This is a genomic window from Vibrio sp. CDRSL-10 TSBA, assembly GCA_039696685.1.
GTDB lineage: Bacteria > Pseudomonadota > Gammaproteobacteria > Enterobacterales > Vibrionaceae > Vibrio.
In genome coordinates, this window is sequence record CP155566.1 from 2070239 (window position 1) to 2087907 (window position 17669).

Genomic DNA, 17669 nt, shown 5'->3' on the forward strand with positions numbered 1-17669 from the left:
TGAATCACAGACCATCAAGTGTTAAAAACCAGCGCCTCTGTTTGCTAAAAAACAAAATCTCTATTTACTGAAAAACAAAGTCACTTTGCCGACCTCAATGCCAAACTTACGTATCGTAGTCACATTGAACAGGCGCGTCTCATCCTGACGATACATCCAGTCATCAAATGTTACCTCAATTTCGCTGTCATCGGTTTTCAGCAAAAAATCATATTGCCACTGCAGCGCATTACCGATTTCCTGACCCGTTGCCACACCAATGATGTCGTCGGCGCGGCCCTCATAAAGCCCGTCGCCAGTACGAGTGATGGTCCAGATACGCTGACTTTGCTCACCATCGTCGAACTCAAAGTCTTCAACCAGGGTCAAAACGTCACCAGAGACCGTCCCTTCTATGTCAACTTCAAAGCGCCGCGTCTGCTTATCGGTATAATCCTGCACCATTCCCCAGGCCTGAGTGCGCCCGGAAAAATAGCCAAATAAATCGAAAGCCGGCTGACTCGCCCTATAATCCTTAAGCTCAGCCGAGCACCCCGCCAACATGGTTGCGGCCATCAGTAACCAGACTCTGACTGCCCAGCAGACTTTTACTGTCGATGTCATCGATTCATCCCTATTAATTGACTGCGAAGTTTTGGATATTGAGTGTTGGGGGATAACCAGATAGCAAGAAAGGCGGAGTTAAACTGCGTATCTGTGACCTCTCCCGTAACCTGAGACTTGTTCTGCAATGACATATGGATCATTTGGCCACGATGCCCGTCAGACACGTATATCAGCTTTTCGCCTGACAGGACATTCGGTAACATCGTCTCTAACAGCGGCAGCCAACGCTCAATCTCATCACTGGAATACCCCATTTTCTGCCATTGATCCTGGGTGGCCTCCACCAGATCTTCACGCTCAATATCACGCAAATAGCGGATCTCTAACGCCAGTGGGTGAAGAGGCACATCGTCCTGCTGCTGATATTTGCCATCCGGAGTTCTCAACCGGGAAGAATAGATATCTAACCACAGCCAGGACAGCGTAGCCTGCCCAACAACAGGCCATTCATTCCATTGTGGCTTTTGTGTTCCATTAACCTCTGCCGCGCTGACTGTTGCGCCGCTCCACAGCAGTGTGCTCAGGAAAAGTGTGGCGATTGACGTTTTCATTGCTAAATACCTTCATCAGTAACACAGACACACCTAACCATTCCAAAAACAGTGCTAAGACTGTATAAAAAACAGGCAATTCGAACCCAACAGCTCCGAAACGATAACCCGCCCAATAACTTAGCGCGCCACCCAAGCCCGTAGCTATTATTACGAGCCAAGACGGCAAATGGCTCAATGCCGGGATGGCAAAAGCTGCAAACCAGGCAAAAATGAACCACAGCGCAATCAGCCACACCGGAAGATGCGGATTAATAAAGGAAAATAGCCCGAGATGCATATTGGCCACATCAATCGCTATACCCGTGACGGCCACGGCGCATATCCGCCCCACGGCAACGGATAGCCGCCAGGCGGTAAATAGCAGCGTAACGACCACCAGCAAAGTGGTCAGCCACTGCCACGGCTCCTGACCCAGCACGGCCAATAACCAAATCAGCTCAAACCAGACTGAAACCAGGAGAAACGAACGCATTATCTGGCACGCTGCAGAGTGAGGTGAATAGTACTGATGGTTTGCGCCTTGAATCCGCCCTCGCAATAGCACAGGTAATAACGCCACATGCGGATAAAACGCTCGTCATAGCCGAGCTCACGAAACCTGAGTTAAGGACAATTCAAATCGCTGCCGCCAGTCGGCCAGAGTTTGTGCATAGTCCTGACCAATATCAAACAAGTCACGAACCACAAAGTCCGTACTGCGGGTCGCCATACTGGTGAGCGCAGTGATCGACGGCAGAAAGCCACCAGGGAAAATGTACTTCTGAATAAAATCGACATTATTACTGTAATACTCGTAACGCTGGTCCGCGATCGTGATGGCCTGAATCGCCATCAGACCACCCGGTTTGAGCAGTTTTTGGCATTGAGTCAGGTAGGAGTGCAAATACGCTTTGCCTACCGCTTCAATCATCTCGATCGAAACCAGCTTATCAAAGGTCCCTTCCAGTACGCGGTAATCCTGCTTCAGTAATGTGATACGTTCAGACAGGCCCAACTGCTCGATTTTATGTTTGGCGTACTCATATTGCTGCTCAGAGATCGTCGTCGTGGTTACGCGGCAGCCATACGTTTGCGCCATATAAATCGCCATCGCTCCCCAGCCGGTACCAATTTCAATCACGTGATCATCGGCCGTGAGTTTGAGCTGCTGACATAAGCGATCCATTTTCTGAACCTGTGCCTGCTCCAGTGAATCCGAAGTATTCAGATACAGAGCACTGGAATACAACATGCGCTCGTCAAGGAAGGTGCGGTACAAATCATTACCCAAATCATAATGGGCTTCGATGTTTTGCTTGGCACGCACAATCGAGTTACGTTTCAGCCAGTGGCCAAGTTTATTGGTCGCGCGCGTGATGACGCTGCTTTGCGCCTCAATTTTGTCCAATGCTGCCAGGTTACGCGCCATCAGCTCTGTCAGCGCCGTCAGATCCGGGCTGTCCCACCAGCCGTCCATATAGGCTTCTGCTGCTGCGATACTGCCGCCTTTCAGAACCCGCACGTAGAATTCCGGATTTGAAACCCGGATCACTGCATGAGGCTCTGTAGCTTTGTATTCGCCAAACTGCTCCTGATTAACTGTATTAGCAAAAAAGTGTTCTTCGATGGTCAATGACCCGGTATTCAGGAAACGAAGTGACTTCAACGCCAGGCTACGCGCCCCTTTCTGCCACTGCGACACGGTCTTGGGTAGTTCTAATGATGAGGAATTTAACATTGAGAATTCTCCTTATTGTTTTTATCCGCCTTGCTCTGGCTACTCTCAGTGTGTGAGTGATACTTGGGATGTGAGCGATACTTAGGATGTAAATAAGTCGGTGCTCCTTTCACCCACAGCTTGAACGCCTGCCAATAAATCCCGAACACAACTTTTACCGTCATTGCCGGAGTGCGTACCAATAACTTTAGTAACCCGGAAGAGGTAAAAGGACGCGCTTTCAGCGCCAGAGTGGCATCAAATTCCTTTTGATCCCGATGACATTCGAGATGCACCATTAATGAATGGTCCAACGGCTTCAGCCGCCACTGGTACTCCTGTTCAACGGGATTGAACGGCGATACATGAAACGCTTTTTCGTGCTTCCAGTTCGCGCCGTCGGCGCCGCTGTCTGCAGCCACTGCATAGTAATGCCGCTCGTTCCAGGGAGTGTTACTGACCTCAGCCAACAAGTAACGCCAGTTTCCTCCCTTATCATAAAGATAGTAAAAATTGACAGGACTGAAATAGAGACCGAGATAACGCAGATGAATCACAGCCAGCACTTTGCCGTCACACTGCTCACCGGTCAGCTCGTACACTCTATCCTGTACCGCCTGTTTCAGCGGCCCCGTACCGAGGTAATCATCACGGCGAAACCTTGCCCAGTGCCACCAGCGTTCGCCCAGCCCCCACACGTTCTGCGACAGTTCCGGCCAGTCATCAAGATCGATACAGGGCATAAACAGCGGATAATCGAGCGAGTGTGTCACCGGGGTAAACCGGCGATGACGTACCTGCCCGACCATAAGAGCGCTGCCCGCTGCTTGCTGCTGCATTACGCTGCTCCTCTCGCATCTCTTGCTGCCTGAGCCTGAATCTGGGTGACAACGTCCAGTGCGCTGCGTACCCCATCCTCATGAAAACCGTTATGCCAGTAGGCACCGCAATACCAGGTATTGTTCAGCCCACTAACCTCCTGCTTTCTCTCCTGCGCCTGAACCGACTGCAAGGTGAATACCGGATGGTGATAAACAAACTTGCGCAGAACCTTGTCCGGTTCTATCGAGTGCGTGCTGTTCAGAGTGACGCACAAGGTGTGCGGTGCGTTAATATGCTGCAGGATGTTCATATTATAGGTCAGAGACGGTAACTGCTGATCTTCTCCCGTCTGACCGCTCAGCCAGTAATTCCACGACGCCCATGCCGCTTTACGTTTAGGCATAAGTGCTGTATCCGTGTGTAACACCACCTCGTTGGCCTGATAGGCCATGGCACTTAAAATATCGGTCTCGTGGCGGTTCGGGTCATTTAACATGTTCAGAGCCTGGTCACTATGACAGGCAAAGATCACCGCATCAAAATGCTCAATACGTCCATTCACTTTTAATTCGACGCCCTGCGCGCTGCGTTTGACGTCAGTTACTGGCGAATTCAGACGGATACGGTCGGCAAAGCCGCGCGTTAAAGGATCGATATAGGCACGAGATCCGCCTTCAATCACATACCATTGCGGTCGGTCGGTGATATCCAGTAACCCGTGATTGAGAAAGAAACGCAAAAAAAACATCAGTGGGAAAGCGCGCATATCGGCCAGCGATGATGACCAGATAGCCGCTCCCATTGGTAAAATGTAGTTGCGGCAAAAGTAGTCAGAAAAGCGATGATGGACCAGGAAACTGCCCGAGGGTTTGCAAGCTTTGCTGCTCGTCCCGTTCAGCCTGTTTGGCCAGTTTATTGAAGCGGACAATTTCACGGATAAAGCGATAGAAACCGGGGCGCAGCCAGTTACGCTTCTGGGCAAACAAAGTACGCAGCGTATGGCCGTTATATTCCAGTCCATTACTATCATTACGAACGCTGAAACTCATTTGGGTCGGCACACCTTTTACCCCGATTTCATCCATCATGCGGATAAAGTTAGGGTAAGTCCGGTCGTTGTAGACAATAAATCCGGTGTCCACAGAGTAAGATTGCCCCTGCAGCTCAACGTCTACGGTCGCAGTGTGACCGCCAATATAATCGTTAGCTTCAAATAGTGTAATGTCATGCTCCTGATGCAGGTAGTAACCGCAGGTCAGGCCAGAAATTCCCGTGCCGACAATGGCTATTTTCATTGTGATGTCCTTCTAAGTACGGAAAAAACGACGGATAAGATGGTATTGCCAGCGATACGGCAACATGCCGAGGCAGCGTATTATCCAGGTAAACCGACGCGGAAAATAAATGCAGTCCTGCCCGCGCTCGAGCCCGTGACGAATCCGTTGAGACGCTTGCTCAGCAGTGACTATCATTGGCATGTTGAATGTGTTTTTATCGGTCAGCGGAGTGGCAACAAAGCCGGGAAAGATGGTTGATACCGCTATTTCGCGCTGACTCCAGTCAAGACGCAGTGTATTGGCCAGATAGGCGACGGCTGCTTTCGAAGCGCCGTACGCCTCCGCTCTTGGCAAGGCAAGCTCGCTCGCAATAGAGCCGACGATGGCAACCCGGTGCCCAGAGCTGAGATGAGGTTGAATTCCTTCTATGGTATTGGCGAGACCAACCACATTAATCTCAAACACACGCGCCATAAGTTTGGCGTCCATCACTCCGTCATCGATGTACTCGCAATCCCCGGCATTTAAAATCCATAGTGTGGGAGTGAGCGGCAATTGTGACAATGCCTCCAGCGTCTGCTCACGCTGGGTGAGATCGAACTGCAAACAGTGTACTGAGGTTGAAAGCGCCGAGAGCTGCTGCAGCTTGCCCTGATTACGGCCGCAAGCGATAACCTGCCAGCCAAGACGAGCATAGTCTTCGGCCAGTTTTTTACCGATACCCGACGTTGCCCCGGTAATCAGTACAGACCTCATTGTCCCAGCCTCCGTTTGATCGATCGAATAACACTGCCGAGTAACGGCAACTGCTCGTACAACATCTCACCTAAATCAAAATAGTCTCGGTGATAAATCACCTTCGCTTCATGAAACTTGAGATGACTCATGCCCTGCACTTGCACCATTCGCCCTCCGGCTAATTTGGGATGCTGCAGCTGCATGGTCCAGGTCAGAAAAGCATTTTGTTCTACCTGATGCTGTTCGTGGATAACGAAGTCACACCGATCAACATTGCGGTACAGGTTATCGAAGTAATCGGCTAAAGACGCAAAGCCTTCAATACGATGTGCCGCATCTTCAAACACGACATCGTGATGGTAGATATCCTGCAATGTATGCAAGGTGCTTTTGTTGAGCTTAGTGTAAAAATGCGCAACTGTTTGTACATCCATGACCGACCTCAATACTTATACAAAACATAATTTCGTACAACATAGCTTTACTGTAGAGCATTTCGCAAAAGTTGTACAAAAAAATATTTGTACAACTTTTTATATCAGGGTGTACGCATGGCGCAGCTAAGCCGATCACTAGAGTGGTGAGTAAGACGCTGAGTTTGGAGGATAAATAAGTAACAAAATGAAAACGGCTCTAAAAAGTAACCAGGTTAAAAAGCGCGAAAACAAAGGGCAAGAGATGTGCGGCAGTCCTTTCCACATTCTGGCTTATGACTTCGATAGCTGTAAAAAAACCAGACTCCGATAGTGCATCGAAATCTGGCTTTATCTTTAAACTCTGTTCACCAGTTACTGATCAGCGATGAATGGCTCTGATTAATGATTGACGACTGATAAACTGACGACTGGCTGAGCCGGCAAGTTGGCGGCAATGTACTCAGCCACGTGTTGTTGCTGTTCTTGGTTAAGATACAAACCTAACTTGGTACGGCGCCATAATAAGTCGTCACTGTTTTTGACAAATTCATGCTCCAGCATGTAATCCACTTCGATTTGGTATACGCCTGGCGCAAACTCGCGCCCCATCTGTTCAGCGTTAGAAACACCCGCCAGCATTTTGTGTGTGTACATACCAAATTGAGTCACATAACGAAACGCCTGCTTATCACTCAGCCACGGATATTGCTGCTGAATGGTGATGGCCAGTTTTTCCCGGCTGCAGCTGAAATCTCCACCCGGCAATGCACTGTGTGCAGTCCATGGGCGTCCCATGTTCGGGAAGAAACGGCTCCAGTTTTTTCATCGCTGACTCACCCAGTTTACGGTAGGTCGTTAACTTACCACCAAAGATAGACAAAATCGGCGCTTCGCCATCTTTGGTCAGTTCCAGGGTGTAGTCACGCGTGATCGCCTGCGGTGAATCGGATTCATCATCACACAGCGGACGCACACCACTGTAAGTCCATACGACATCATCTTTGTGTACCTGGTTAACAAAGTGCTGGTTTACGATATCCAGCAGGTATTCCACTTCTTCATCGCAGATTTCGACTTTACGCGGATCGCCTTTGTACTCCATATCCGTGGTGCCTATGATGGAAAAATCGCCCAGATAAGGAATAACAAATACAATCCGGCCATCTTTATTCTGCAGAATGTACGCTTTATTTTCGTGATGCACTTTTGGCACAACGATGTGGGAACCTTTGATCAGACGGATGTTACGCGGTGACGCAGCGTGCAAACCGTCGTCAAACACCTGCTTCACCCAAGGCCCGGCGGCATTGACCAGAACTTTGGCTTTACGCTCAAAACGAGTGTTGGTCAGTACATTATGAATAGTGACGTGCCAGATACCGTTTTTCTGTTCCGCTTGCTCAACCTTACAATAGTTCGCCACTTCCGCTCCGTTATTCTGGGCAGACAACACGTTTAGCAGCACCATACGCGCATCATCAACCCAGCAGTCAGAATATTCAAAACCAACCTTCATCTCTGGTTTCAGCAAACCAGATTTAGCCAAATCAATTTTGCGGCTCGCAGGCAGCGTGGTGCGCTTGCCCAGGTGGTCATAAAGAAACAGGCCGCAACGAATCATCCACGCCGGGCGCAGGAAACGGGCGATGAGGCAGACGGAATCGCATCGGAATCGAAATATGAGGCGCTTTACGCAGCAGCACTTCACGCTCGGCCAGTGCCTCTGAAACCAGACGAAACTCATAATGCTCCAGATAACGCAGTCCGCCGTGAATCAGTTTGGAACTTGCCGATGACGTCGCGCTGGCAAAATCCTGAGCTTCATAGAGACCGACCGACAGGCCTCTGCCGGCAGCATCCGCTGCGATACCGGCACCGTTGATACCTCCGCCGATAATAATCATATCGAGAAGATGGTCATTATTATGTTGAGTCTTTGTGTTCATTTTTGCTGACCTTAGTATTCTAATGAGCGAACGAATATGATTCATGGTAGATCCATTTTCGTTTTCAGTCATCAAAAATGTTCGTTTATGCGCGATTTGTGTGATTCAGCCACAAAAAAAGCCCACCAGTATTAACTAATGGGCTTTTAATATCGCTTAAATGAGTTTACGCGCTCTTACCTTCGATCACACTCAAAGTTATATTGTGTTCGTTAAGGATATTGATAATCTGTTCCGGCGGGCGCTGGTCGGTAAACAGACTGTGAATTTGAGAAATATTGCCCAGCTTCACCATAGCATTGCGGCCAAATTTCGAATGGTCCACCGCAAGCAGTACGCTGCGGCTGTTCTCGATAATTGCCTGTTTGACCCGAACTTCGTGGTAGTCGAAATCCAGTAATGAGCCGTCCAGGTCAATACCACTGATACCGAGAATACCGAAGTCCAGACGAAACTGCTTAATAAAATCAAGGGTCGCCTCGCCAACAATACCGCCGTCACGGTTGCGTACTTCGCCACCCGCCAGAATCAGCCTCACTTCCGGATTAGGCAACAGTATGGTTGCCACATTCATATTGTTGGTGACCACACGCAGTTGTTTGTGGTTTTTATTCAGGGCGCGGGCTACCGCTTCAGGTGTGGTTCCGATATCAATAAACAGTGTCGCACCATCCGGAATCGACCTGGCAACTTCCTCAGCAATAATGTCTTTTTCGCTGAAATTTATCGATTTACGCGTGTTATAAGAGATGTTTTCCGAACTTAAAGGAATCGTCGCCCCACCGTGATAACGGCGGATTTTATTTTCGTCGGCGAGTTCGTTGAGATCACGACGAATGGTCTGCGGGCTGACATTAAAACGTTCGACTAACTCTTCGGTGCTCACATAACCATGTTTGGTAACCAGCTCGACAATCTGCTGGTGTCGTGGAACTTGCTTCACGTACTCTACTCCTGATAGTGATCTTGTTGTTATAAAGGGCATTGTGCGCCAATTACAACCCTATGAGAAGTTGTGGAGCCCCAAATCAGGAGCTGATGCAAAAAAAGAGCGCTCTAACGCGCTCTTTTTTGTTGGTTTGTCCATAAATCAGACGATTAATCTTCACTATCGCGTAATTCTGACCAAACCTGGGCACATTTCACCGCTCGCTTCCAGCCTTTGTAGCGACGGGCACGCTTATCTTCATCTTCATGCGGTGTAAAGGTGCGATCCAGAACCGCTTTGTTACGCACTTCCTCGATACCACTCCAGTAACCTACCGCGATACCAGCCAGATAAGCCGCACCCAGCGCAGTCACTTCCGTGACTTCAGGACGCTGTACCTCGGTATCCAGCACATCAGCCTGGAACTGCATCAGGAAGTTGTTTGCAACTGCACCACCGTCAACTTTCAACGTCTCCAGGCGAATACCTGAGTCGGCCTGCATCGCATCCAGTACGTCACGAGTCTGGTAAGCAATCCCTTCCAGCGTTGCGCGGATAATGTGGTTGGTATTCGTGCCGCGAGTCAGACCCACAATGGTGCCACGGGCATGTGCATCCCAGTAAGGCGCACCAAGACCGGTAAATGCAGGTACCACGTAAACGCCGTTAGAGCTGTCTACTTTAGTGGCGAAATATTCAGAATCGTGCGCATCCGAAAACAGCTTGAGTTCATCACGCAGCCACTGAATCGAAGCACCGCCCATAAAGACCGCACCTTCCAGTGCATAGTTCGGCTCACCATTCGGGCCACAAGCCAGAGTCGTCAACAGACCATGGGTTGAAGCTACGCGCTCGGTACCCGTGTTCATCAGCAGGAAACAACCGGTGCCGTAAGTATTTTTCGCCTGACCAGGTTCAACACACATCTGGCCGTACAGCGCCGCCTGCTGGTCACCGGCAATACCTGCGATCGGAATACGTGTGCCGCCCTTACCACCGATGTTAGTTTTACCGTAGATTTCAGATGATGACTTCACTTCCGGCAACATAGAGGCCGGAATCCCCAGCTCATCAAGCATCTTTTGGTCCCAGCACATATCATTGATATTAAACAGCATCGTACGCGATGCGTTGGTGTAATCAGTAATATGAACGCGGCCCTGAGTCATCTTCCAAACCAGCCAGGTATCAACGGTACCAAACAGCAGTTTACCCGCTTCGGCATCTTCACGAGCGCCTTCGACGTTATCCAGAATCCATTTCACCTTGGTACCGGAAAAATACGGGTCAAGCACCAGACCGGTATTATCACGCACATAAGACTCCAGACCACGGGCGCGTAACTCATCACAAATGTCTGCGGTACGACGACACTGCCAGACAATCGCGTTGTATACCGGTTTACCCGTTTCTTTGTTCCAGACAACGGTGGTTTCACGCTGGTTGGTGATACCGATAGCGGCAATCTGGTCGCTGCTGATACCGGTTTTCGCCAGTACTTCAGTCAGAGTTGAACTTTGTGTCGCGTAGATTTCCAGCGGATCATGTTCAACCCAGCCACCCTGCGGATAAATTTGGGTAAATTCACGTTGTGATACCGCGACGATATTCGCGTCGTGATCGAGAATAACAGTGCGTGAGCTGGTTGTGCCCTGGTCGAGTGCTACAACGTATTTTTGGTCGCTCATGTCGGGATTCCTTTTGTTTTCTATTATGTTCTATTTTTAAATCGTTTTAATGGTGACTTTACAGGTCAATAAGTCTGTGGTTATGCCGATGCGTTTTCCATCGATTCATCACATTGATTCGGGATAGTGCAGCCCTGTCCTTCCTGAGGTAAGTGTGCACCGATCACTTTCGGATACAACCATCCGCCAAAACACGCACCACAAATGGTAGCAACAATCGGCACGATGAAATAAGGGATATCTTTAGCGCCGGACAGTGCGTAGTCCCAGCCAGCCAGGTAAGCGAAACAGCTTCGGACCGAAGTCACGCGCCGGGTTCATAGCAAAACCGGTCAGCGGGCCCAGTGAGCCACCAATGATCGCAATAAGAATACCGATCAGTAAAGGGTTCATTGCACCACGTGACGCGCCATTGCGCTCATCACCCAGCGCCAGAATGACAAACATCAATACAGCAGTAATGACAAACTCGACCGCAAAAGCACCAGAGAAAGAGAGAGCCGGATTCGGGTAAGTCGAGAAAATACCTGCCGTAGCCAGAGCCTCTTCACTACCTCGGGTGAAATTGTGGGCAATTTCGTAGTCGGTAAACAGCGGGCCGAACAGAGCGTAAACCAGCGCTGCAGCACTGAAAGCACCCAGTAACTGAGCGGCAATATAAGGAATTACTTTTTCCTTTTCGAAGCCATGAAATACGGCTAGTGCAATTGTGACTGCCGGATTAATATGCGCTCCGGAAACACCCGCAGTACAGTAGATGGCAATCGCAACTGCAAAGCCCCACATAATACTAACTTCCCATTGGCCAAACTGCGCACCGGTTAAAACCAGTGCCGCGACGCAGCCAACGCCGAAAAATATCAGTAATCCTGTGCCAATAAATTCAGCAATACATTGTCCTAGCAAACTAGGTTGTTTGAGAGTGGTCATAATGTTCGTCCTTTTGTTTTCACGGCTCGTTATAGTTGCTCGTTATAATTGTGTTGTTACCGGCCTAATTATGCATTCATTATCGAATACGAAAACAAAGAAACACAAAAAATGCGCGTTCACTCATAACTAAATGACAAACTCATTTCTTGTTTGTTACATAGATCACTTTATTCCCATACATTTGCTGCCTCAGATCATGGAAAAGGCGCTAAAGTTCGCAGATAAAGTGCGCTGAAGGAACGAACTTCTTGCTTCGATTAGCCAGAGAAACAACCATAACTCTTTGTTTTAAAATAATTTAATACATGAAACTTTCGGAAGTGACAATTCAGCCACTAAACAAACATCCAAAACAACACAGTTAAGCAACATAAGCATCAAACAATTAACAATACAACGTTCGTTCGCTCGAAAAATAAACAAGAATTTAAAAATAGATCGGGGAATCAATAATTAACTGATAACAAAATCACCTGTCACCTGAAATTCTCAGTATGACTAAGCGCACGGAAAGTGAGTATCTGCAGCAGTTAATAAGCGCACCGGCAGGCATAGAGCAAACGGTATTAGCGCTTAGCGCGGGGATCGCTGCCTGAGCACAAGCAATCATCATCTGAATAATCGCGACTATCAGAGAAGCAGCCCCGGAAGAAACAGGTGGTGGGACAAATGAACAGAAAAAAACAAAAGGCCCTGAGGATGAACTCAGGGCCTTAGATTGAAATCCCCCGTGCACTGAAAGCAGCGCCCGGGGGGGATTGTTTTACTGCAGCGTTGCTTTATTGGTGCATCGCTTTATCGCTGCATTACTTTTAGTTTATTTGGAGATTACGAATTACGCAGCGCGGCAATACGTTTATCCAACGGAGGGTGGCTCATCAGCAGTTTCCGTTAATGTGCTTTTACCGTTGATACCAAATGCCATCATTGACCCTTCAAGCTGAGGTTCATAGCTCATCTTCAGACGCTCAAGCGCGGCAATCATTTTCTGTTTACCAACTAACTGCGCGGCACCGGCATCAGCATGGAATTCACGATGACGGCTGTACCACATCGTAATAAAGCTCGCCAGAAAACCGAACACCAGTTCCAGCACCATAGAGACCGCAAAATAAACCATCATGTTGCTGCCCTCACCCTCTTCGGAGTCACGGGATGCGATCAGGTTGGCAACAAAGCGCGACAGGAAGATAACGAAGGTGTTCACCACACCCTGCATCAGTGTCATAGTAACCATGTCACCGTTGGCAATGTGGCTTATCTCGTGTGCCAGTACCGCTTCGGCTTCATCACGGGTCATGTTATGCAGCAGTCCCGTCGATACCGCGACCAGCGAATCATCACGCTTAGCACCGGTTGCGAAGGCGTTCATGTCCGGCGCGTCGTAAATCGCCACCGTCGGCATACCAATACCCGCTTGCTGTGCCTGGCGACTCACGGTTTGCATCAGCCAGTGCTCCATTTCATTACGCGGGTTTTCAATCACCATTCCGCCCACAGAGCGCAGAGCCATACCTTTCGACATCATCAGCGAAATGAAGGCACCGCCGAAACCAAACACTGCCGCCATAACCAGCAGACCAGACAGACTGCCCGGCTGCATACCGGTAAAGGCATACACAATATTCAAAACAACACTTAACACCAGCACTACAGCCAGGTTGGTTGCCAGGAATAATAACACTCGCTTCATTTACTTTTCTCCGCACAGGATGTGAAATCTAACGCCCATGGTTATTTGTTTAAGTCAGGGCTAGTAGACTGATTCTTTTACTTTAAGACGTAATTAATACTGAAAGACTAATCTAATAGATAGTGTCTAAGATTTGATATTCAAGGTTAAGCAGTAAATTGCAACATTTAATGTCTGTCTTTAATGCCCATTCGGGATCAGGTCGGATCAGTATGACTTTAGACTTTGGTCTTATTGAGGGATCCCGGGAAAGAAACTACATTTTGGGGAGTTCAGGGATTAACCGATAATGAAAGGAAAGTATCATGGCTGAAGCGCATAGCTATCAAATGGCGATTGATTTACTTTGTTGTCACCTAGGCTTAACTGAAGAAGAAGCCAAAAAAGAGCTGGGTATCAATACTGATTCAGCCACACAGCAGAATATCGCTGACACGCATTATGCGCTGATGGGTTTGAGCAAAAACTAAGGTTTGAATTAAATCCATACTTGCAATGCACATAAGTTTTACTGAAAAAGGCTGCCTTGGCAGCCTTTTTTTGATCGTTTGCGTTGCTATCACGTCATCGATCAGGAAATCAGTTATTCCCTGCTGGCCCGCTACGCGTGCGCAGGCTCCCCGACTAACGGCGTCACATCGATGTATTTGCCCAGATCCTGGCGTTTAGCGCTGAGCAGATAAGGGATCTCACCCAACTTAGGCGCGTCGATGTGCTGCTCCAGCATGGTGATGATATCGGCATAATGTTCTGTGCCGGGATTGATGCGGTTCGCAACCCATCCCACCAAGTTCAGCCCGTCGGCTTTGATACTCTCGGCCGTCAGTTGCGCGTGACTCAGGCAGCCCAGCTTAATGCCAACCACCAGTACCACTGGTAACTGCTCTTGCTTAACCCAGCTCGACAGACAGTCTGAATCTGATACCGGAACCCGCCAGCCACCAGCACCTTCAACTAATACCACGTCACAATTGGCTTTCAGCTTCGCCAGCTTGGCGCTGAGAAACTTCATATTCAATCGTCACATTTTCATGTTTGGCGGCGATGTGAGGCGAAGTGGCCAGTTCCAGCGCATAAGGATTAATATCGTCGTAATCCATTTTCTTCGATGCTGCCTGCAACAGGTGCAGCGCGTCTGAATTACGAAATCCATGCTCGGTTTTCTCACAACCGGCGGCCACCGGCTTATAGCCAATTGTCGCTAAATCCCTGGCAGATAATGCCTGTAAAATGGCTTTGGACGCCACTGTTTTGCCAACGTCGGTATCCGTACCCGCAATAAAAAATGCATCTATCATCGATGTATAACCCCTAAACAAACCTGATATGTTGCAGGCAGAAGACCTTGATGGTTACGAAACACCTGGTAGTGCTGCTCGACCTGAGTGAGCACGCGCCGGCTGGTTAAGCCACGCGAACGACCATTGACGTGATTGGCGCCAATCCCTTTCAAATCGCGCATTAACGAAAATGCAGACTCGTACCAGACTGTAATCGTCGGTAAGTCTATTTGATGTTGCAAACACTGGGCTTGCGCTAACGCAATTTTTAACTGATTGAGCGTGATGAAATGATTAACGTGTTGATGTGCATCAATTTTCGCCCAGGCAGATTTAAGTTCACTCAGGGAACCATCAAGTAAAGTGGAAAATAAACCGATGCCGTCTGCTTTCAAGACCCGACGCACTTCGCGCAAAGGTTGTGATAAATCATCACACCACTGCAATGCCAGGCTTGAAAATACGACATCGAATGATTGGGCCGCAAACGGCAGACGCTCAGCATCCGCCAACACGTAGCGCATCATGTCATCACCACAGCGCTCTCGGGCGGTGCCCAGCATGCCGGAAGATAGATCAGCACACACGACATGAGCACCACGCTGACGCAGTAACAGCGAGAAATGACCGGTGCCACACCCCAGATCCAGCACCTGATAGCCAGTCAGGTCTTGGGGCAGAAAACGAAGTAAACGCTCACCGACATCTCGTTGAAAAGCCGCGTGTTGATCGTAGCAGGCTGCCGCTTTACCAAATGCTTCGGCAATCGCGGCTTTGTCCGTACTCAAAGAGGAATCCGATAGCACGGTGACTGTCATACTTGCTCCTCCAGACAACGCAGCAGGCTCTCTGCCATATGCTGGACATGAGCGACCTGATGACTGGCAGTCAGGGTAATACGCAGCCTTGCACTGCCCTGCGGCACCGTTGGCGGACGAATCGCCGTCATCCAGCACCCGGACTGTTTCATTTGTTCAGCAATATCCAGGGCCCTTTCGGCACTGCCGAGAACAAACGGTTTAATGGTGGTATCCGTCGCCATGTAGCCAGGCAGCTCTTTGAGCATGGCATCATAGGTATCGGATAACTCGACCAACTTATCCCGGCGCCATTGCTGTGACTGAATCATCTGCGCGGCGTGAGTCAGCGCGTGGGCCTGGGCAGGCGGCATCGCCGTAGAGTAAACATGATGACGGGCAAACTGGGTCAGATAATCCCCGACCGAAGCGTTACATAAAATCGCGGCACCAGACAGGCCAAACGCCTTACCGAAGGTCGCCACCAGAATATCCGGTTTTATACCCGCGGCATCACAACTGCCTGCCCCTTTACGACCCAGAATCCCAATGCCGTGCGCATCATCAACGGCCAGCCAGGCTTTACCTTCAATACTATGCTGAATTTGCGCCAACGGAGCCTGATCGCCGTCCATACTGAATACGCCTTCAGTGACGACCAGCTTTGCGGCACTATCGGCATCCAGCAGTTGGTTGAGATGCTTGATATCGTTGTGACGAAAGCGCTTCATGGTCGCTGCACAAAGTAATCCGGCTTCCATCAGCGAGGCATGATTCAGTTTATCCTGAATGACAACATCGTCTTTGTTGAGCAGGGTAAACAACAGTGCCTGATTTGCGCTGAAACCAGAGCCGAACAGCACCGCACGCTCGTAACCGAGCCACTGACACAGTTCTTGTTCAAGTGCCTGATGGGCATAGTTGAAGCCGGTGACCAAAGGCGATGCACCGCTGCCACAACCGTATTTATCCAGGCCGGCCTGCCAGGCTTTAACCAGCTCAGGATCCGCCGCCAGCCCGAGATAATCGTTACTGGAAAAATTGACAAACTGGCGGCCGTTTTGTTCAAAACGAACCTTATTACTACCCTGCAGAAACCTGCAGAGTGCGGCTCAGCCCCTGCTGCCTGCGCGCGGCAAGGGCTTGCTCAATTCTGGAGTTAAACGCTGGCATCGTAGAAAATGTCATCCGCAGTTGGACGGGCAGCCACACGCTCTACCACGCGATCAAGCAGTTCATTTTCAGTAATTTCATCCGGCTTCTGCGCCACTTGCTGGCTGTTGATACCCAGCTTTTTGAACAGCATCATATCGCTGTCTTCTGCCGGGTTTGGTGTTGTCAGTAGCTTGCACCCATAGAAAATAGAGTTAGCACCAGCCATAAAGCAAAGGGCCTGCATCTGCTCATTCATATTCTCGCGACCGGCTGACAAGCGCACTGCTGACTGTGGCATCATGATGCGGGCAACCGCGATCAAACGAACAAAATCAAACGGCTCCACATCTTCTGCTGTCTCCAGCGGCGTACCTTTGACTTTAACCAGCATGTTGATCGGCACACTTTCCGGGTGTACCGGCAGGTTAGCCAGTTCCACCAGCAGGCCAGCGCGGTCATTGGTGCTTTCGCCCATGCCGATAATACCGCCTGAACAGATTTTCATGCCGGCATCACGCACGTGGGACAAGGTATCCAGGCGATCCTGATAAGTACGCGTGGTGATGATGTTGCCGTAGAAACTCAGGTGAGGTGTCCAGGTTGTGGTTGTAGTAATCCAGCCCGGCGTCAGCCAGCTCTTTCGCCTGTTCAGAATCAAGCATACCCAGCGTCATACAGGTTTCCAGCCCCATACCTTTCACGCCTGAGATCATCTCTTTAAGCAGTGGCATATCACGCGCTTTCGGGTTCTTCCACGCCGCGCCCATACAGAAACGGGTGGAACCTGAGTTTTTCGCTTTTTGCGCGGCGTCTAATACACGTTCCACTTCCATCAGACGCTCTTTATCAACGTCGGTACGGTAGTGCGCACTTTGCGGACAATACTTACAGTCTTCTGGGCAGGCACCGGTTTTTATCGACAATAAAGTGCTGACCTGAACATAGTTATTCGGGTGAAACTGGCGATGCACCAGCTGTGCCTCAAACAACAGGTCCATAAACGGTTTTTCAAGCAGGGCGTTGACTTCAGCCACTGTCCAGTTATGACGAGTTTCCACGTGTAATCCTTGTTGGGGTTATTAGTTTTATGTTGGCTAGTCTACCGACAAGCGTTAGACTGTCAACAACAACAAAATCAAC

Annotated in this window: 10 protein-coding genes and 8 pseudogenes; 1 reads left to right on the plus strand and 17 read right to left on the minus strand. The window is 49.5% G+C overall.

Features of this window, described 5'->3' with window-relative positions; all coding sequences use genetic code 11:
- Window positions 1-60 precede the first annotated feature (60 nt).
- The 13 genes and pseudogenes from ABDK09_17115 to htpX form a co-directional block, all read right to left on the minus strand.
- The gene (locus tag ABDK09_17115; protein XAW88736.1) at window positions 61-603 is read right to left on the minus strand and encodes a DUF3833 domain-containing protein; all 543 of its coding nucleotides are present in this window, start codon (window positions 601-603) and stop codon (window positions 61-63) included.
- Window positions 600-1157 carry a chalcone isomerase family protein gene (locus tag ABDK09_17120; GenBank protein ID XAW88737.1) on the minus strand — a complete coding sequence of 186 codons (558 nt, stop codon included), beginning with the start codon at window positions 1155-1157 and terminating at the stop codon, window positions 600-602. The genes ABDK09_17115 and ABDK09_17120 overlap by 4 nt, the downstream gene beginning before the upstream one ends.
- A complete protein-coding gene (locus ABDK09_17125) occupies window positions 1081-1632 on the minus strand; it encodes a DUF2878 domain-containing protein (protein XAW88738.1) in 552 nt (183 codons plus the stop codon). Before ABDK09_17125 ends, ABDK09_17120 begins: the two co-directional genes overlap by 77 nt.
- Window positions 1632-2877 (minus strand): annotated as a pseudogene (locus tag ABDK09_17130) (cyclopropane-fatty-acyl-phospholipid synthase family protein). The gene ABDK09_17125 and the pseudogene ABDK09_17130 overlap by 1 nt, the downstream one beginning before the upstream one ends.
- On the minus strand, window positions 2871-3695 hold the full coding sequence (locus ABDK09_17135; protein ID XAW88739.1) for a DUF1365 family protein: 825 nt from the start codon (window positions 3693-3695) through the stop codon (window positions 2871-2873). Before ABDK09_17135 ends, ABDK09_17130 begins: the two are co-directional and overlap by 7 nt.
- Window positions 3695-4973 (minus strand): annotated as a pseudogene (locus ABDK09_17140) (NAD(P)/FAD-dependent oxidoreductase). Before ABDK09_17140 ends, ABDK09_17135 begins: the two are co-directional and overlap by 1 nt.
- Before the next feature lie 12 nt (window positions 4974-4985).
- Window positions 4986-5711 carry an SDR family oxidoreductase gene (locus ABDK09_17145; protein ID XAW88740.1) on the minus strand — a complete coding sequence of 242 codons (726 nt, stop codon included), beginning with the start codon at window positions 5709-5711 and terminating at the stop codon, window positions 4986-4988.
- Window positions 5708-6127 (minus strand): nuclear transport factor 2 family protein, encoded by a 420-nt coding sequence (locus ABDK09_17150; protein ID XAW88741.1) that lies wholly within the window; start codon window positions 6125-6127, stop codon window positions 5708-5710. Before ABDK09_17150 ends, ABDK09_17145 begins: the two co-directional genes overlap by 4 nt.
- A 381-nt stretch (window positions 6128-6508) precedes the next feature.
- Window positions 6509-8055, minus strand: a pseudogene (glpD, locus tag ABDK09_17155) (glycerol-3-phosphate dehydrogenase).
- 166 nt (window positions 8056-8221) lie between these two features.
- Window positions 8222-8998, minus strand: a complete 777-nt coding sequence (locus tag ABDK09_17160; protein ID XAW88742.1) for a DeoR/GlpR family transcriptional regulator — start codon at window positions 8996-8998, stop codon at window positions 8222-8224.
- Window positions 8999-9153: 155 nt separating this feature from the next.
- Window positions 9154-10671, minus strand: a complete 1518-nt coding sequence (glpK, locus tag ABDK09_17165) for a glycerol kinase GlpK (protein ID XAW88743.1) — start codon at window positions 10669-10671, stop codon at window positions 9154-9156.
- Window positions 10672-10751: 80 nt separating this feature from the next.
- A pseudogene (locus tag ABDK09_17170) lies at window positions 10752-11601 on the minus strand (MIP/aquaporin family protein).
- Window positions 11602-12432: 831 nt separating this feature from the next.
- Window positions 12433-13297: pseudogene (gene htpX, locus ABDK09_17175) on the minus strand (protease HtpX).
- A gap of 305 nt (window positions 13298-13602) precedes the next feature.
- Between htpX and ABDK09_17180 the strand changes: the two are divergent.
- Window positions 13603-13767 (plus strand): hypothetical protein, encoded by a 165-nt coding sequence (locus ABDK09_17180; protein XAW88744.1) that lies wholly within the window; start codon window positions 13603-13605, stop codon window positions 13765-13767.
- A 131-nt stretch (window positions 13768-13898) separates the two neighbouring features.
- Here ABDK09_17180 and bioD read toward each other — a convergent pair.
- The 4 genes and pseudogenes from bioD to bioB all read right to left on the minus strand — a co-directional run bounded on the left by bioD (window position 13899) and on the right by bioB (window position 17587).
- Window positions 13899-14616: pseudogene (bioD, locus tag ABDK09_17185) on the minus strand (dethiobiotin synthase).
- Complete coding sequence (gene bioC, locus ABDK09_17190) at window positions 14592-15395, minus strand: malonyl-ACP O-methyltransferase BioC (GenBank protein ID XAW88745.1); 804 nt, start codon at window positions 15393-15395, stop codon at window positions 14592-14594. Before bioC ends, bioD begins: the two are co-directional and overlap by 25 nt.
- Window positions 15392-16547, minus strand: a pseudogene (bioF, locus tag ABDK09_17195) (8-amino-7-oxononanoate synthase). Before bioF ends, bioC begins: the two are co-directional and overlap by 4 nt.
- A pseudogene (bioB, locus tag ABDK09_17200) lies at window positions 16534-17587 on the minus strand (biotin synthase BioB). Before bioB ends, bioF begins: the two co-directional pseudogenes overlap by 14 nt.
- Window positions 17588-17669 lie beyond the last annotated feature (82 nt).